The following is a 15,865-nucleotide window of genomic DNA, read 5'->3' as shown; positions in this document are numbered from 1 at the left end:
GCTGGACTTTGAGGGCGGAGCACGGAATCCGGCCAGGGACGCGACGACAGGGACGACAGGGAGGCCGCCGGTGAGACGAGGGCGCCCAGGGGCATCGTCGTCCCGAGGGACGGCGGAGCGGACACTGGTGAGCGTGACGAGCGACGACACCGCCCCGCCCGCGCGGGAGCGCCCCGTGTCCCGGCTCTGGCACGTGACGCTCAGCGTCTGCGGGCCCGAGGCCCCGCTCGCCGAGGTGCGGCGCGCGCTGGAGCAGCTCGCGAACGACCACCCCTTCCTGCTGACCAGCCGGTACGCAGCCGACCACGCCGAGATCCGGTACTGGGAGGAGGCCCGCGACCTGCACGACGCCGCCGCGATCGCGCTGCGGCTGTGGGGCGAGCACCGTTCCTCCGCCAACCTGCCGCCCTGGGAGACGGTGGGCCTGGAGGTCATCGACCGGGACACCTACCACCAGCGCCTCGCGGAGGGTTACGGACCGCCCCCGGCGGCGCCCCTCGGCGTGCACCCCTACTGAGCCGCACCGGCCCGGCCGCCGTGCGCGGCACGGTCTCACCGGCCGGAAAGCCGTCCCGCCGGCCGGCGCCCACGCCGTACCCTGGCCGCTATGAGCAGCCGCAGCCACAGCAACGACGACCTCGCCGCCTCCCTGCCCTCGCCGTGGCCGAAGAGCCCGGTGCTGCAGGCCGCCTACCGCGCCCGTGCGGCCGCCGAAGACCTCGCGCCGCTGCCGCGCTCGGTGAAGGACGACGCGCTGCTGGCCATCGCCGACGCCCTGGTCGTCCGCACGCGGGAGATCGTCGAGGCCAACGCCAAGGACGTCGCCCGCGCCCGTGAGGCGGGCACCGGCGAGGCGATCGTGGACCGGCTGACGCTGACCCCCGAGCGGGTCCGCGCCATCGCCTCCGACGTGCGGGACGTGGCCGGCCTGCCCGACCCGGTCGGCGAGGTGGTGCGCGGCTCCACGCTGCCCAACGGGCTGGACCTGCGCCAGATCCGCGTGCCGCTGGGCGTGGTCGGCATCATCTACGAGGCCCGGCCCAACGTCACCGTGGACGCGGCCTCGCTGTGCCTGAAGTCCGGCAACGCGGTGCTGCTGCGCGGCTCCTCCTCCGCGTTCCACTCCAACTCCGCGCTGGTGACGGTGGTGCGCGACGCGGTCGGCGGCGCCGGACTGCCCGCCGACGCCGTCCAGTTGGTGCCGGGGGAGAGCCGGGAGTCGGTGCGCGAGCTGATGCGCGCCCGCGGCATGGTCGACGTGCTCATCCCGCGCGGCGGCGCCTCCCTCATCAAGACGGTGGTCGAGGAGTCCATCGTCCCGGTGATCGAGACCGGCACCGGCAACTGCCATGTGTACGTGGACGCGCAGGCCGACCTCGACACGGCCGTCGCGGTCCTGCTCAACTCCAAGGCGCAGCGCCCGAGCGTGTGCAACGCCGCCGAGACGCTGCTGGTGCACCGGGACATCGCCGCCGACTTCCTGCCGCGCGCCCTGGACGCGCTGGCCGGGGCCGGGGTCACCGTGCACGCCGACGAGCGGGTGCGGGAACTGGCCGAGAAGAGCGGCACCAAGGCCACCGTCGTCCCGGCCACCGCCGAGGACTGGGAGACGGAGTACCTGAGCCTCGACATCGCCGCAGCCGTGGTGGACTCGCTGGACGCCGCCGTGCAGCACATCCGTCTGTGGTCCTCCGGGCACACCGAGGCCATCGTCACCACCTCGCAGCCGGCCGCCCGGCGCTTCACCCGGTTGGTGGATTCCGCGGCCGTCGCCGTCAACGCCTCGACCCGGTTCACCGACGGCGGGCAGTTCGGCTTCGGCGCGGAGATCGGCATCTCCACCCAGAAGCTGCACGCCCGGGGGCCGATGGGCCTTCCGGAGCTGACCTCGACCAAGTACGTCTACACCGGGGACGGCCACGTCCGCGGCTGACCGGCCCCGGCGGACGGACGGAGTTTCCGAGCGGTCTGCCCAATCCGCGTCATCGGCCCTATTCTGGACGGGTGCCGGACGAACTGGGGGGCAAGCCGTTCCCGGACGGCGAGGACCACGGTGGCGCGGATGACGAATTCGCGTCCGTGGTGCTCGACGAGGCCTTCATACGGGCGGCTGCCTTCCACGAACCGAGCGCCCACGAGCGCATGCTCGCCGCCGCCACGGCACAGGCCGAGGCAGAGGCGTCCCGCCCGCGTGTGCTGGGCACGGAGGACGGCAGCGGTCCGTACGACCAGGAGGAGACCGAGCACTCCGCGGAGGACGAGGAGTACGAGGACCTCTACGCCCAGCGCCGCCCGTACCGGGGGCACGGCCGCTGGCACCGGACCGTGGCGTGGATGCTCGCCGTGGTGATGGGCATCGGTGTCGTCGCCCTGACCTTCGCGGCGGTCTACCGGGGCGCCGGAGGGGCCCGCCAGCCCTCCGTGCCGCCCTCCCCGACGGGCCGGATCGGAGCCCCGTCGCTACCCCCGGTGGCGGTCAGCCACACCCCCTGAGCGCCTCGCGAACTTGTCTCGTACCAGGACGTTTTAAAGGGCCCTGACAGACCTACGCTTGTTGTATGGCCGGGCCTGGAGACCCACCGGAGGGGAACCCCGAGGGCTCCCCGGGAGGTGGTGAGGACGAGTACCGATCCGTCGTCTTCGACGAATCGTTCGTCCGCGCTGCCCGGATACAGGAGTTCTCCGCGCGGGAGCGGCTGGACGGATCGGCCCGCTCGGTGCGCACCCGCCGGCTCTGGGCCCGTGGCGGCGCCCCGCGCCAGGCACTGGTCCTCGTCCTCCTGATCGTCGTGGCCTTCGGCACCGCCGTCTACCTGGGCATACGCAATCCCTACGACCAGCCCGCCCCTCCCGTGGCGCAGTCGCTGCAGATCACCCTGCTGCCGCTCGCCCCCACGGCCGCGGTGGCCGCCGTGGACCGGTCCCGGCCGTTCGCCGGGCAGCGCGCCGAGCACTACCGGGCCGGCGGGACCGGTTACGCGCTGCCGCCGGCGCGCCGCACCGCGCACTTCAGCGAAAGCCAGGTCATGCAGGCCCTGGTCTCCGCCAAGGACTACCTGGTCGCCTCCTCCGCCGATCCCGACGCGCTGACCGGCGGGGACATCCGCACGGTGCGCACCATGCTGGACCCCGGGCAGCTCGACCAGTTCGACCGGAGCCTGGAGCGGCCCGCCGACGACGGGCGCCACGCGGCGACCGGCTGGCTGGTGCGCTTCGACCCCGCCCGCGTCGCCCTCGCCGACGACGAGGTCAAGGTGCGCGGCACCATGACCGTGTCCGAGGCGGGGGAGGAGGCCCTGGAGGTCGTCACGGACCACACCTTGGTCTACGTCGTGCAGGCCGCCACCGGGGGCAGCGGCCAGGCCTCGCTGTTCACCGTGCGGCGCGAGCTGCGGCTGCGCTTCGACCGCGCTGACCTGCGCGACAAGCACGTGGAACTGCTGCGGGCCGCCGTCGAGGCCGGGCCGCTGTCCTGCGTGACCGCCCCCGTGGCGCACTTCCTGCCGCTGCTGGCCGGGCAGCGGCCGCCGGTGGAGCCCGGGGTCGACCCCTACGACCACCGCCACGAGATCGGCTCGGTGTGCGGGGTGCTGGCCCCGGCCCCGGCGGCCGGACCGGGCATCAGCCCTCCGGCGGCGGGTCCTGCGAGTCCTTCGGCGGGCGCCCCGACGGGCCGGAGCCCGAGCCCGGCGTCCCGGTGAAGCGGTCGCGCAGCCGGCCGCCGACGTCGCCGGCCCCCGCCCCGATGTCGGAGAGCAGCTTCATGAGCGGGTCCTTGCTCGTCTTCACCGTTTCGGCGTAGTGGCTCGCGGATTCCTTGAACGAGTCGTAGACCGAGGTGTCCTTGTCCTCGCTGCGCCGCGGGTAGTGGCCGTCCATGATGCGCTGGTGGTCGCGGCTCGCCGCCCACTTCTTCAGCTCCGCGGCCCGCACCGTGGTGAACGGGTGGCTGCGCGGCAGGACGTTGAGGATCTTCAGCACGGAGTCGCGCAGGTCGCCGGACTCCTCGTACTCCTCGGCCTGCTTCAGGAAGGCGTCCACGTTCATCTCGTGCAGGTGGTTGCCGCCGGCGATCTTCATCAGGCCGCGCATCGAGGCCTGCAGGTCCTGGCCGACCAGGAGTCCGGCACGGTCCGCGGAGAGCTCCGACTTGCGGAACCACTCGCGCAGTGCGGTGACGATCGCCATGATCGCGAGGTTGCCGAGCGGTATCCACGCCACCCGCAGCGCCAGGCTGGTCAGGAAGAGCAGGATCGTGCGGTAGACGGAGTGGCCGGACAGCGCGTGGCCGACCTCGTGGCCCACGACGGCCCGCATCTCCTCCTCGTCCAGCAGCTCCACCAGCCCGGTGGTCACGACGATGATGGGCTCGTCCAGCCCGATGCACATCGCGTTGGGCTGCGGGTCCTGGGTGACGTACATCGCCGGGACCTTGGGCAGGTCGAGGATGTAGCAGGCGTCCCGCAGCATGTCGTTGAGGTGCGCGAACTGCTGGTCGCCGACGCGCACCGAGTCCGAGAGGAACAGCAGCCGCAGCGAGCGCTCCGGCAGCAGGCCGCTGAGCGCCTTGAAGACGGTGTCGAAGCCGCTCAGCTTGCGCAGTGCCACCAGCGCGGAACGGTCCGCCGGGTGCTCGTACGCGCGCGAGGAGATGCCCTCGAAGCGCCGCCGGTTGCGTCCGGGCAGCCGCTCACCGCCGCTCGTGCCGCCGTTCGCACCACTCGAATCGTTCGGACCGGACATATGTCCCCGCCCCCCTGTTCGGCCGTTGGGTACCTAGTGAGGACGCGCGGAGCCACCGCGAAGTTCCACCCCGGCCGCCCGTACGATGTTGCCGAGTCCTCCGCCCGTCGACAGACCCCGAAGCCACCAAGGGACAGCCGAATGACCTCCTACGCGACCGCCGCCGTTCTGACCACGCTCGCCGAGGGCGAGGGCGGCGGCAACCACGAGAGCCTGAGCCCCTACCTCACGGGCGGTGGCGCGCTGTTCGCGCTGCTGCTGCTGCTTTTCATCACCACCCGCTTCAACCGCGACCGCTGAGCTCGATCAGGCGATGCGGGTAGGGTCTATCCGCATGAAGGAGCGAATCGGTGTGATGGGTGGGACGTTCGATCCCATCCACCACGGTCACCTCGTGGCGGCCAGCGAGGTGGCGCACCTTTTCCAGCTGGACGAAGTGGTCTTCGTGCCCACCGGCCGGCCCTGGCAGAAGAGCGAGCAGAAGGTGTCGGCGGCCGAGGACCGCTACCTGATGACGGTGATCGCCACCGCGTCGAACCCGCAGTTCTCGGTCAGCCGCAGCGACATCGAGCGCGGTGGCCGCACGTACACCATCGACACGCTCCGCGACCTGCGGGCCGAGCACCCCGAGGCGGAGCTGTTCTTCATCACGGGTGCGGACGCGCTGGCCCAGATCTTCTCCTGGCGCAAGGCCGAGGAGCTGTTCTCGCTGGCGCACTTCATCGGCGTCACCCGCCCCGGGCACACCCTGTCCGACCCCGGCTTCCCGGCCGGCGGGGTCTCCTTGGTGGAGGTGCCCGCCCTGGCGATCTCCTCGACCGACTGCCGTCAGCGGGTCGCCAAGGGGGAGCCGGTCTGGTACCTCGTGCCCGACGGCGTCGTTCGCTACATCGACAAACGCAGGCTGTACCGGTAAGTGATCAGCGGCTGATCGGCAACTGGAGGGGTCCCCAGTGAACGACTACCCCCGATGGCAATTCGCCGAGGGAACACCCGAGCGGGGCGGTCAGGACCCCTACGGAGAAGACCCCTACGCACAGCAGCAGGGCGACTACGCAAACGGTTACGGCAACGAGTACGGCCAGTACGACCCGTACGCGCAGCAGACCGGTGAGCAGACCGGCCGGCAGCAGTCCTACCAGGACCAGCAGGGGTACTCCGGGCAGCCGTACTACCCGCAGGAGCAGCAGCAGTACCAGCAACCTCAGCCGCCGCAGCAGCAACCCCAGCGACCCCAGCACCCCCAACAGTCCCAGCAGACGCAGCAGTACCAGGGGTGGATCCCGCAGCAGCCGCAGTACCAGGAGCCGTACTACGAGCAGCAGCAGTACGGACAGCAGCCGCCGGCACCCCCGCAGACCCCGCCGCAGGCCCCTCCGGCCCAGCGGCAGCCCGCCTTCGAGGAGCCGCCGGCCCGGCCCGCCGCCGGCCGCTCCGCCGCGGCCGAAGCCGACTACCACACCGGCCAGTTCTCCTTCGTCGACGAGGAGACCGAGGAGTCGGAAGAGGTCATCGACTGGCTGAAGTTCACCGAGTCCCGCACCGAGCGGCGCGAGGAGGCCAGGCGCCGCGGCCGCAACCGCGTGGTCGCCGCGGTCGTCGTCCTGGTGCTGGCCGCCGTCGGCGGCGTCGGCTACCTGTGGAAGGCCGGCAAGATCCCCGGCCTCGGCGGGGACTCCGGGACCGCCCAGCAGGCCGCGGGCGGCCAGAAGCGCGACGTCATCGTGCTGCACCTGCGCCCGGTCGGCAGCGAGGCGACCTCGACCGCGCTGCTGGTCAGCAACTCGACCACCAAGAAGGGCACCACCGTCCTGCTGCCGAACTCGCTCGCCGTGAGCAGCGACGACGGCGGCAGCACCACGCTCGGCAAGTCCGTCGTGGAGAACGGTTCCGCCCCCACCCGTGAGGCGCTGGAAGGTCTGCTCGGCACCAAGATCAGCGGCACCTGGCGGCTGGACACCCCGTACCTGGACAACCTCGTCGAGTCCCTCGGCGGAGTCCTCGTCGACACCGACGCCACGGTGAAGGCAGGCAAGAAGCAGGACGGCAAGACCCTCGTCAAGCCCGGCAAGCAGCAGGAGCTGGGCGGCCAGGCCGCCGTCGCGTACGCCGTCTACCGGGGACCGGGCGAGGGGCCCGACAAGCAGCTGGCCCGCTTCGGGCAGGTCGTCCAGGCCGTGCTGAAGAAGATGTACAGCGACCCGGACCTGGCGACCAAGACCGTCGAGGGGCTCAACCAGGTCATCGAGCCCCCGCTGACCGAGAAGGACCTCGGCAGCAGCCTCGCGGCCCTGTCGGAGGAGGCCAAGGGCGGCGACTACACCACCGAGACGCTGCCGGTGGAGCCCGACGGCACGCTGAGCGAGAAGGCCACCGAGGACGTGGTCAAGAAGGTGCTCGGCGGCACCGTCACCAACACCGACTCCGACGGCATCCCCCGGGTCACCCTGCGCAACGCGACCGGCGTCGCCGCCAACACCGGCGAGGCCCAGGTGCAGATCGTCGGCGGCGGCTACACCTTCGTCTCCGGCGCCACCGCGGACACCCGGGCCACCTCACAGGTCCTGTACGCCGACGCCGACCAGAAGACGAACGCGGAGGAGCTGGCCAAGACGCTGGGCCTGTCCGCCAAGGCCGCCAAGAAGGGCGGCGTGGCCTCCAACGCCGACATCACGGTCGTCCTGGGCCAGGACTACAGCCCGCCGGAGAAGAACTGACCCGGGGCGGTCCATAACCGGTCGGGGACCGAGCGCGGTCCGTGAGACCCTGGACGTACGACGTCCCCGACCGGAAAGCCTTACCTGTGACCGCCACGGACCGCTCCATCGAGCTCATTCAGACCGCCGCCCAGGCGGCCGCCGACAAGCTCGCGCACGACATCATCGCCTACGACGTCAGCGACGTCCTCTCCATCACCGACGCGTTCCTGCTGGCCTCCGCGCCCAACGACCGCCAGGTGAAGGCCATCGTCGACGAGGTCGAGGAGCGGCTGCAGGAGGAGCTCGGCGTCAAGCCGGTGCGCCGTGAGGGCGAGCGCGAGGGTCGCTGGGTCCTGCTCGACTACGTCGACATCGTGGTGCACGTCCAGCACTCGGAGGAGCGGGTCTTCTACGCGCTGGAGCGGCTCTGGAAGGACTGCCCCGAGCTCGAGCTCCCCAAGGACGCCGTCGCCACCCGTGGCAAGGCCGAGGAGCACGCCCGCGCCAACGCGGCCGCCGACGAGGACGGAGAGCTGATCTGAACGGCCACACGCGGGGTCGCGGCCGCCGCGTCGTCTTCTGGCGGCACGGACAGACCTCCTGGAACGTGGAGGGCCGCTTCCAGGGCTCCACGGACATCCCGCTGACCTCGACCGGCGTCGCGCAGGCCAAGCGCGCCGCCCGGTTGCTGGCCGCGCTGCAGCCGGACGCGATCATCTCCTCCGACCTGCAGCGCGCCGCCGACACCGCCGCCGAACTGGCCGCGGTCACGGAGCTGGACATCTCGTACGACGAGGGCCTGCGGGAGACCTACGCGGGCGTGTGGCAGGGCCTGACCCACGAGGAGATCACCGAGCGCTACGGCGAGGAGTACGCGGCCTGGAAGCGCGGCGAGCCCGTGCGGCGCGGCGGCGGCGAGCTGGAGACCGAGGTCGCCGACCGGGCCGCCCCGGTGGTGCTCGCGGCGGCCGACAAGCTGCCCGACGGCGGTGTGCTGGTCGTCGTCAGCCACGGCGGCGCCATCCGCACCACCATCGGCCGGCTCCTCGGGCTGGACCCGCGCAGCTGGGAGGCGCTCGGCGGGCTGTCCAACACCTGCTGGTCGGTCCTCGGCGAGGGCGCCCGCGGCTGGCGGCTGCTGGAGCACAACGCCGGGACCCTGCCCGAGCCGGTGCTCGGCGACGACGACTGACGGGGCCGGGAGCCGGGGCGGGGCCGGGACGCAGCCGATTTCAGGAATCCGGCCCTGACCGGCTAAGCTTCTTCTCGTTCGCCGGGCGGAAAGCCCGAGGACAGCGGGGCTATAGCTCAGTTGGTAGAGCGCTTGCATGGCATGCAAGAGGTCCGGGGTTCGAATCCCCGTAGCTCCACAGCGGTATCGGATCCTGTCTCCCCCAGGGGAGGCGGGATCCTCGCGTTTCACCCGGTCCGTTCCGCGGCCGGCTCCTGTTCCGCGGCGAGCGCCGAGAGCGGGCGCGCGTGCCGGGGGCAGCCCACCAGCGGGTCGTCCAGCTCCCGCAGCCGCACCGTCAGCTCCCGGCTCTCCTCGTCGGCCGGCGTGTAGACCACGATCCGGTGCTCCGGCATCGCCTGGACCGCCAGCGAGGTCGAGGTCAGCCGGATCCTGCCGACCGAGGCGTGCTGGATCACCTTGATCCGCTGTCCCGGAGCCGCCACGTCCCCGCTCGCCCACATCTGCGCGAACTCCGCGCTCTCCCGGACCAGCCGCCCGACGAAGGACTCCCAGGCCGGTTCGCCCACGTGCCGGCCGTACGAGGCGCGCAGCTGCGCGACCATCCGGGGCAGCTCGGCCTCCCGGTTGACGTACGCCGAGCAGCACGGCGGGCCGGTGAACAGGCGCAGCAGCACGTTGCGGTCGGCGCGGGAGGCGATCCGCACCTGGGGGAAGAGCCGCCGGTAACCGGAGTTGCAGGCCAGCACGTCGTAACGGGCGTTGTAGACCACCGCCGGGAGCGGGTCGAGGGCGTCGACTATGCCCTCCACCTCCTCGCCCACCGCCTCGGCGTCGGAGACCGGCTCGCGGACGAAGGGCACGCCCGCCAGCCGGTACAGGTGCTTGCGCTCGGCCACGTCCAGCCGCAGGATGCGCGCCACCGCGTCCAGCACCTGCACGCTGGCGTTGATCGGCCGGCCCTGCTCCAGCCACGTGTACCAGGTCACCCCCACCCCGGCGAGCTGCGCGACCTCCTCCCGCCGCAGCCCGGGCGTACGGCGGCGCAGGCCGGGCGGCATGCCGACGTCCTCCGGCCGGATACGCGCGCGGCGGCTGCGCAGGAAGGCGGCGAGCTCGGTGCGGCGCGGGGACGGTACGGCCATGCGCCCATCGTCCGCCCGTCCGCGCGGGGCTGCCAGGTGCTGTCAGTACCAGGATCCGGGGGCTCTCGTTACCGGTACGGGACCGCCCGCAGCCTCGGACCATGGCGAATCCCACCGTTACCGCACGCCGTGCCCCGGCCGGCCCTCCGGGCCGCCGCGGACCGCGTGCCGGACAACTGCTCGGCGTCCTGCTCACCGGTCAGTTCATGGCCCTGCTGGACGTCTTCATCGTCAACGTGGCCGCGCCCACCATCCGCACCGACCTGCACGCCTCGGGTGCCGGGCTGCAGATGATCGTGGCCGGCTACACCATCTCCTACGCCGTCCTGCTCATCACCGGTGCCAGGACCGGCGACCTGTGGGGCCACCGCAGGGCGTTCCTGGCCGGGCTCACCGTCTTCACCGCCGCCTCCCTGGCCTGCGGACTCGCCGGGTCGACAGGGCAGTTGACCGCGTTCCGGCTGGTGCAGGGGGCCGGGTCCGCCCTGATGATCCCGCAGGTGCTCAGCCTCATCCAGCGCAACTTCTCCGGCGAACGGCGGGTGCGCGCCCTCGGCGTCTACGCTGCCGTCCTGGCCACCGGTGCCGCCACCGGGCAGTCCCTGGGCGGGCTGCTGGTCAGCGCCGACCTGTTCGGCACCGGGTGGCGCCCGGCCTTCCTGGTGAACGTCCCCATCGGGCTCGTCCTGCTCGTCCTGGTCCCGCGGGTCGTCCCGCGCGACCCCGAAGGCGCCGCCGAGCGCCGCCGCGGTCTCGACCTGCCCGGGCTGGTCACCCTCGGCGCGGCCGTGACCCTGCTCACCGTGCCCCTGGTGCTGGGGCAGGAGGAGGGCTGGCCGGCGTGGGGCTGGGTCTGCCTCGGCCTCAGCGTCGTGCTGTGCGTGGTCTTCGCCGTGCTGGAGACCCGGCTCGCCCGGCGCGGTGGCGCGCCGCTGGTCTCCTCGCGGGTCCTGCGGGCACCCGGCATGCTCCGTTCCGTCGCCGTCATCGGGGTCGCCATGGCCCTCAACGCCGGGTTCCTGTTCGCCATCGCGCTCCACCTGCAGAGCGGGCTGGGCCTCAGCGCCCTGCACACCGGGCTCACCTTCAGCGCCGCGGCCGTCTCCTTCGGCGGCACCGGGCTCACCTGGCGCCGGCTGCCCGCGCGTGCCCACGCCTGGCTGGCGCCGGGCGGACTGATCGTGGCCGGCGCGTCCTTCGCGGCGATCGGCCTGCTGCTGCGCGACGGGCAGCAGCACGAACCGGCCTTCCTGGTGGCCCTGTTCGGGGTCGGCCTGGGGCTGGGCGCCTCCTTCAGCCCCACCCTGACCCTCGCCCTGGGGCAGGTCCGTCCCGAGGACGCCGCGGACGCCAGTGGCCTGCTGGCCACCGTCACCCAGCTCGGTCAGCTGATCGGGGTGGCCTCCTTCGGCACGCTGTTCCTGGGCCGGCTGAGCGCCGCCCACTCCTCGGCGCACGCCGTCGCGGTCACCTCCGCCGCCCTGGCGGCCACCGCGGCGGCCGGGGCGCTCGTGGCGGTGCTGCGGCGGCGGAGGGCCTGAGCGCCGCTCAGGCGGCCGCCACGGGGGTCCTGCGCGGTGCGCGAGGGCGGCGCCGGGCGACGGCGACGGCCGCCGACAGGCACAAGAACGCGGCCCCGGCGGCCGGGTAGACCGCCGACAGGGCCATCTGCCCCGCGGACTGGTGGAGTTCGGGACGCGAGACGCCGTCGCCGTGCGGGGTGAGCCAGAGCGCGTACGAGCAGAAGAGGGCGGCGTACGCGGCGGCGCCGGCCCACCAGCGTGCGGGACGGCTCCGCCGCAGGGCCTGGCCGGCCAGCAGGACGACCAGGGGGACCGCCCACACCCAGTGGTGCGACCAGGAGACGGGGCTGACCAGCAGTGCCGTGACGGCGCAGGACAGGACCGCCCAGGCGAGTTCCCCGGCCGCCAGGTGGGCCGTGGCGACGGCCACGCCCACGGCGCCCACGAGGAGTGCAGCGACGAGCCACCAGGTGCCGGGGTCGCCGGTGTGCAGGGCGCGGGCGAGGACGCCCCGCAGCGACTGGTTGGCCGTGTCCTCGCCGTTGCCGGCGCGGTCGGCGGAGAGGACGACCTCCGTCCAGAAGCGCCGGGAGTCGCGCGGCAGGACGAGCGCGGAAAGGCCGATGGTCGCGGCGAAGGTGACGGACGCCACGGCGGCCGTCCGCAGCCAGGTGTTCCAGCGCTCCCGCCGCCGCCAGGCGATCACCGCCCCGCCGACGGCCAGGAAGGCCACGAACAGCAGCGGTGTCAGCTTGATGCCCGCCGCGATGCCGATGCCGATGCCCGCGACCCGGCCCCTGCGCCCGGCGAGGTCCCCCAGCACGAGCACCGCGAGCAGCAGGTTGATCTGGCCGTACCGCAGCGTCGTCCAGACCGGCTCGCACCACACCGCGCCCGCCGCGACGCCCAGTGCGGCCGCCGCCGCGGGCAGCCGCCGCGGCAGCCCGGCCAGCCGGAGCGACAGATGGGCCAGGACGACCAGCAGGCCGAGGTTGACCGCGGTCGCCGCGATCCGCGCGGCACCCGGGCCCAGCAGTGTCAGGGACGTGAAAAGCAGCGCGGCGAACGGCGGATAGGTGTTGGGCAGCTGCGCGTGGGTGACCCGCATCGCGTACAGGTCGTCCCCGCCCCGCACCGACCAGCCCTCGGCCCGGTAGACGGTGAGGTCGATCATCGAGACGTGTGCCGCGCGTTGGGCGGCCCAGAACGCCGCGAAGGACACCAGGCACACCAGCGCCGCGACGAGGGTGGGCCTGCCGACCCGGGAGCTGCGGGCCGCGGTGTCGGCGATCGGCTGCGTCGCGGTCACTGCGGCCTTCTCCAGATTCTTCCGGGGCGGGGTCAGCCGACAGTACCGGGCGCCGTGCCCGCGGGCCAGGAATCGATTTGGCGTACCGGCCCCGGGGCCGTGTAATGTATCCCAGGTCGCCGGGGGAACCCGGGAGAACGGCATCGCGGGGCTATAGCTCAGTTGGTAGAGCGCTTGCATGGCATGCAAGAGGTCCGGGGTTCGAATCCCCGTAGCTCCACTTCCCACCGCGGACACTGCCCGTCCGGTCGTCACGACCGGACGGGTTCTTCGTATGCCCCGGCGCACCGCGGTCCGTACGCCGGAGGGGCCCGGCACCGCGACGGCGCCGGGCCCTCCTGTGTGCGGCCGGGGTCAGCGGCGGCCGCCCTCCTCCATGCGCAGCGCCAGTGCGGGGCAGCGGGCCACCGCGCGCTGCGCGGCCGCGTCCAGGTGCGGCGGGACGGGCGTGCCGGCGATGTCGGGGTAGCCGTCCCGGTCCAGCCGTACGATCTCCGGGAGCACGCCGGCGCACAGGCCGTGGCCCTTGCACAGCGTCCAGTCGACGTTCAGCCGCTTGTTGCTGGTCTGCGCGGCGGCGCCGACGGGGGCGCCACCCCGCGGCGCCGGCGGGTCGGACTTCAGCAGCGGCAGCACGCCCACGGTGGGGCGGCCGCAGCCGCCGCCGAGGACGTGGGCGGCGAGGTCGTCGGTGAAGGCGTTGATGGTGGACATCACGAAGCGCATCGAGCCGTCGGGGTGCTTGCACACCCCGCGCCCCTTCACCGCGACCGCGGTCTGCCGCAGTTGCTCCAGCGCGGCCTGCCCGCCGCCGTTGAGCACGTCCTGCAGCAGTCCGGCCATACGGGGCAGCCCGAGGCGGCACGGCCCGCACTGCCCGGCCGTCTCGGCGGCCAGCCACTGCGCGACCCGCAGCGACTCGCCCAGCGGGCACAGTCCCGGGTCCAGCGGGAGCAGGGCGCCCGCGCCCAGGGTGGCCTTGTGGGCCTCCAGGCTCTCGCGGGCGATGGTCACCATCGAGGCGACGCTGGGGTCGATCCAGTTGCCGTGGTAGCCGCCGACGAGCACGCCCTGCCCCGGGTTCCCGCCGCACATCTGCAGGATGTACGACATCGGCACACCCGTCGGGGTCTCCACGACCGTCTGCCGGGGCACCGAGCCGGACACCGTCAGCATGGCCGTACCGGGCTCGCCCGGGGCGCCCGCGGAGCCGAAGCGGATCGCCCCCATGCGGGCGCCGATGGCCAGTTGGGTGAAGGTCTCGGTGTTGGAGAAGAGCGTCGGCATGCCGCCGAGGCCGGACTCGCTCGCGCTCACCTTCTTGCCGGGCGGCAGGGGGAGGCCGCCGTTGGCCGCCGAGATGATGCCCGAGGACTCGCCCGACACGAAGCGCTCCGGCATGCGCACGATCCGGGCCCTCAGCTGGCGGCCCCGCTTGGTGCCCAGGCCCCGCTCGGCCAGGGCGTCGCGCACGGACTGCTCGTTGGTGTCGCGCGTGACGCTGATGACCAGTTCGCGGGCGCCGAGGATCTCGGCGCACAGCAGGGCCCCGTCCAGCATGAGGTGCGGGGCGCGGCGCAGGATGACGGCGTCCTTGCGGCAGGCCGGTTCGCCCTCGCAGCCGTTGACCATCACCGCGGTCGGCGAGCCGCGCCGGCGTGCGGCCTCACCGACGGCCTTGAGCTTCTTGTAGAAGGGGAAGCCCGCCCCGCCACGGCCGCGCAGGCCCATCAGCTCGGCGAGGTCGAGCAGTTCGCCCTCGGTCATGCTGGGCATGGAACCGTGCACATTGAGGTGGGTCACCCGGTCCAGGCGCTCCACCTCGTCGAACCCCGCGGTGATCCGGGGCAGCCCGACGGTACGCACGTCGGGGAGCACATCACCCGCCCCCGGGCGAGGGGCGGGTGACCGGTCCGGTATGGCGGGAACGCTCATCGTTGTCCTTCATAGGGTCCGGGCGTGGACTGCTGCCAGGCGATCGGCTGGAGCCTGTCGGCTCCCAGCGGATCCGCGCCCTGCCTGCCGTCCGGCACCGGGGTGCCCCATGCGGGAGTGCCGTCCCAGCTGGTCTGCTGCGGTTGCTGCTGGTACGGCACCTGCGGTTGCTGCTGGTACGTCGCCTGGGGGTCGGCGGGCACCTGCGGCAGTTGCATCGTGGCGGCCGCGGGATCCATGCCGAGGGTACGGTCCGGGGCCGGGGGAGGAACAGCCGTGTACTGCTGGGCGGTGGGGAAGTTGGGCAGCGGCGGCAGCGGTTCGCTGTAGGCGCTGGCCAGGCTGGGCCCGTTCTCCTCGCGGGGCACGGCACGCCGGCGGCCGGAACCGCCCCGGGACGCGGCCCGTTCGCCGCCGAGCTTGCGGAAGGAGGCCGAGCGCTCCCGCGTGTCGGGGAAGAGCGCCTCGCCACGGGTCCTGCGGAGCCGGTAGATCAGCCCGATGGCGACACCCACCAGGCAGATCCCGTAGGCGACGATGATCCAGGTCTTGGCGGAGCGGCCGGACTGCAGGCCGTGGATCAGCGCCATGCACCAGGACGCGTAGGCGGTGCTGTGCAGGATGCGCCACCGCACGGGGTGCCGGTTGGCGGCGAAGACGCTGCGCATGGCGCCCGTGGCGGCGGCCAGGATCATCAGGTAGGCGGCGAGCACGCCGAGGGCGATGAGGCCGTCCCGGCCGGTCACGCCGAGGGGGAGGAAGGCGCCGGCGGTGGTGACCCGCACCTCGACGACCTTCGTCGTCACGTGCAGGACCAGGAATCCGATCGCGGCGACGCCCAGACCGCGGTGGATGCCCTGGGTGAGCAGGCGTTCGCGGGGGCCGAGGAAGACGGTGTCGGTGGACACCAGGCCCCAGATGACGGTGCAGCTCAGGGAGACGAGGGTGAGGACGCCGGCGCCGAAGTCCAGGAACGCCCGCAGGTACGGACCCGCGGTGACGGCGAGGACGAGCAGGGCGGCGGCGGTGCCGGCGATCGCCCAGGCGCGGGGCGACCGTGCGGCGCGAAGGGCCCCGGACAGGATGTCGCTCGCCGGTATCGGGGGGGTCCGGCGACCGTCCGGGGACTGTCGGTTGGTGCGCATGCGGCAGACGCTAACCCGTACGGGTGGCCTGAACGATCGTCTTTCGACAACCCGGGATGAGGATCATTACGAACTGCTAACGTTGGTTTGTTCGGGCTCCGTTCGGCAAGGATGATCGGTCCTTCACCGGAGCGTCCGCTCTCCGGCACCATATGTCCGCATTCCGGATCGGAT

At 72.9% G+C, this 15,865-nt stretch carries 15 protein-coding genes and 2 tRNA genes; 12 read left to right on the top strand and 5 right to left on the bottom strand.

All coding sequences use genetic code 11. The annotated features are described in order from the left end of the window. Window positions 1-70: 70 nt before the first annotated feature. The 4 genes from ACFYYN_RS40700 (at window position 71) to ACFYYN_RS40685 (ending at window position 3,701) form a co-directional block, all read left to right on the top strand. Entirely contained in the window at window positions 71-517 is a 447-nt protein-coding gene (locus tag ACFYYN_RS40700) for a DUF8830 family protein (RefSeq protein ID WP_499511861.1), read from the top strand. Between the two features lie 90 nt (window positions 518-607). Further along, window positions 608-1,933, top strand: a complete 1,326-nt coding sequence (locus ACFYYN_RS40695; RefSeq protein WP_500549820.1) for a glutamate-5-semialdehyde dehydrogenase — start codon at window positions 608-610, stop codon at window positions 1,931-1,933. Window positions 1,934-2,004: 71 nt separating this feature from the next. Further along, a complete protein-coding gene (locus tag ACFYYN_RS40690; RefSeq protein ID WP_500549819.1) occupies window positions 2,005-2,493 on the top strand; it encodes an SCO2584 family spore wall biosynthesis protein in 489 nt (162 codons plus the stop codon). A 65-nt stretch (window positions 2,494-2,558) separates the two neighbouring features. Next, complete coding sequence (locus ACFYYN_RS40685) at window positions 2,559-3,701, top strand: SCO2583 family membrane protein (protein WP_500549818.1); 1,143 nt, start codon at window positions 2,559-2,561, stop codon at window positions 3,699-3,701. Here ACFYYN_RS40685 and ACFYYN_RS40680 read toward each other — a convergent pair. Next, on the bottom strand, window positions 3,622-4,743 hold the full coding sequence (locus ACFYYN_RS40680; protein WP_500322951.1) for a M48 family metallopeptidase: 1,122 nt from the start codon (window positions 4,741-4,743) through the stop codon (window positions 3,622-3,624). The genes ACFYYN_RS40685 and ACFYYN_RS40680 overlap by 80 nt on opposite strands. Window positions 4,744-4,884: 141 nt before the next feature. Between ACFYYN_RS40680 and ACFYYN_RS40675 the strand changes: the two genes are divergently transcribed. From ACFYYN_RS40675 to ACFYYN_RS40650, 6 genes are all read left to right on the top strand, one after another. Next, complete coding sequence (locus tag ACFYYN_RS40675) at window positions 4,885-5,043, top strand: hypothetical protein (RefSeq protein ID WP_018556595.1); 159 nt, start codon at window positions 4,885-4,887, stop codon at window positions 5,041-5,043. 34 nt (window positions 5,044-5,077) lie between these two features. After that, window positions 5,078-5,659, top strand: coding sequence for a nicotinate-nicotinamide nucleotide adenylyltransferase (gene nadD, locus ACFYYN_RS40670; RefSeq protein ID WP_499511856.1), 582 nt, complete (start codon window positions 5,078-5,080; stop codon window positions 5,657-5,659). 37 nt (window positions 5,660-5,696) lie between these two features. Then, on the top strand, window positions 5,697-7,460 hold the full coding sequence (locus ACFYYN_RS40665; RefSeq protein WP_500549817.1) for an LCP family protein: 1,764 nt from the start codon (window positions 5,697-5,699) through the stop codon (window positions 7,458-7,460). Between the two features lie 86 nt (window positions 7,461-7,546). Beyond that, the gene (rsfS, locus tag ACFYYN_RS40660) at window positions 7,547-7,984 is read left to right on the top strand and encodes a ribosome silencing factor (protein ID WP_500549816.1); all 438 of its coding nucleotides are present in this window, start codon (window positions 7,547-7,549) and stop codon (window positions 7,982-7,984) included. Then, window positions 7,981-8,634: a histidine phosphatase family protein gene (locus ACFYYN_RS40655; RefSeq protein ID WP_500549828.1), complete on the top strand. Its 654-nt coding sequence runs from the start codon at window positions 7,981-7,983 to the stop codon at window positions 8,632-8,634. The genes rsfS and ACFYYN_RS40655 overlap by 4 nt, the downstream gene beginning before the upstream one ends. A gap of 105 nt (window positions 8,635-8,739) precedes the next feature. Beyond that, a tRNA-Ala gene (locus ACFYYN_RS40650) sits at window positions 8,740-8,812 on the top strand. Between the two features lie 49 nt (window positions 8,813-8,861). Here the strand turns inward: ACFYYN_RS40650 and ACFYYN_RS40645 are convergent. Further along, window positions 8,862-9,779: a helix-turn-helix transcriptional regulator gene (locus ACFYYN_RS40645; RefSeq protein ID WP_500549815.1), complete on the bottom strand. Its 918-nt coding sequence runs from the start codon at window positions 9,777-9,779 to the stop codon at window positions 8,862-8,864. A gap of 101 nt (window positions 9,780-9,880) precedes the next feature. Here ACFYYN_RS40645 and ACFYYN_RS40640 point away from each other — a divergent pair, with 101 nt between their 5' ends. Further along, window positions 9,881-11,320, top strand: coding sequence for an MFS transporter (locus tag ACFYYN_RS40640; RefSeq protein ID WP_500549814.1), 1,440 nt, complete (start codon window positions 9,881-9,883; stop codon window positions 11,318-11,320). Between the two features lie 7 nt (window positions 11,321-11,327). Here the strand turns inward: ACFYYN_RS40640 and ACFYYN_RS40635 are convergent, their stop codons facing one another. After that, on the bottom strand, window positions 11,328-12,611 hold the full coding sequence (locus tag ACFYYN_RS40635; protein WP_500549813.1) for a glycosyltransferase 87 family protein: 1,284 nt from the start codon (window positions 12,609-12,611) through the stop codon (window positions 11,328-11,330). Between the two features lie 147 nt (window positions 12,612-12,758). Here ACFYYN_RS40635 and ACFYYN_RS40630 point away from each other — a divergent pair. Next, window positions 12,759-12,831, top strand: a tRNA-Ala gene (locus tag ACFYYN_RS40630). A gap of 134 nt (window positions 12,832-12,965) precedes the next feature. Here the strand turns inward: ACFYYN_RS40630 and ACFYYN_RS40625 are convergent. Further along, window positions 12,966-14,546: an NADH-ubiquinone oxidoreductase-F iron-sulfur binding region domain-containing protein gene (locus tag ACFYYN_RS40625; RefSeq protein WP_500322961.1), complete on the bottom strand. Its 1,581-nt coding sequence runs from the start codon at window positions 14,544-14,546 to the stop codon at window positions 12,966-12,968. Further along, entirely contained in the window at window positions 14,543-15,691 is a 1,149-nt protein-coding gene (locus ACFYYN_RS40620; protein ID WP_500549812.1) for a hypothetical protein, read from the bottom strand. The genes ACFYYN_RS40625 and ACFYYN_RS40620 overlap by 4 nt, the downstream gene beginning before the upstream one ends. Window positions 15,692-15,865: the final 174 nt, after the last annotated feature.

It is taken from the genome of Streptomyces sp. NPDC001902, from assembly GCF_042891295.1.
Classification (GTDB): Bacteria; Actinomycetota; Actinomycetes; order Streptomycetales; family Streptomycetaceae; genus Actinacidiphila.
This window is presented reverse-complemented; position numbering and strand designations above follow the sequence as displayed.